Below are 848 nucleotides of genomic sequence, written 5' to 3'. Positions count from 1 at the left end.
CCAGACGTTCTTCGGTGAGGAAGGCGTGAGCGGCGGTCACGAGGGTGACGTGATGGTGCCAGCCGGGCCAGGAACGGCCCTCGAAGTGGTCCAGGCCCAGGCCGTGTTTGAGTTCGCGGTAGTCGTGCTCGATGCGCCAGCGGACCTTGGCCAGGCGCACCAGATCGACGATCGGAATGCTGGCGGGAAGGTTGGACAGCCAGTAATCGGTCGGTGCCTCGGCTCCCTCGGGCCAGTCGACCAGCAGCCGGCAATCGGGCAGGACCCCGTCCCACCAGCCCTGTTCGGCCGAGGCTGCGGCTTTGACCGGACGCTCGACGGCCTTGCCCGCAGGGCGGACACGCACGGCGGCGAAGCGGGAACGTAACTCTCCTCGCGAGCCATTCCGCCAGGTCACTGGGGTGAATGCATCGCGCCCGAGGCCGGCGGCCAGCGCCGCCACCGAGGGTGCCGGGTCGCGGTAGCGGGGCTGGGGCCAGCACCCGACGGGCCCATGACGGACCGGGGCCACGGGCTGCGCGTCGAACGGGTGGGCGGTCACATCCGCTCGGACGGCCAGCACGTAGTCGATTCCGCGGTCGGACAGTGCGGCCCGCAGGTGTGCATTGGTGCCGTAGGCGGCGTCCGCCACCACGGCCGGCGGCGTCATGCCCCAGGCGGCGAGTGTGTCGGGCATGTCCAAAGCCAGGCGCCACTTCTCGCGGTGCGTGACCTCGGGCGGGATCCGGGTGAGGGTCCTGCGGCTGATGTCCGAGGCCCACTCCTTGGGCAGGAACAGCTGCCACTGCAGTGGGCAGGAGGCAGTGTCGGTGGCGGCGTGGATGCTGACCGCGACCTGGCAGTTGGCG

General features: G+C 70.8%; 1 protein-coding gene. It reads right to left on the bottom strand.

Annotated elements, in window-relative coordinates:
• Positions 1–848, bottom strand: an 848-nt coding sequence (locus AQI88_RS42435) for an IS701 family transposase (RefSeq protein WP_107118821.1), incomplete at both ends; no start/stop codon positions are given.

The organism is Streptomyces cellostaticus (assembly GCF_001513965.1).
Lineage (GTDB): Bacteria > Actinomycetota > Actinomycetes > Streptomycetales > Streptomycetaceae > Streptomyces > Streptomyces cellostaticus.
This window is presented reverse-complemented; position numbering and strand designations above follow the sequence as displayed.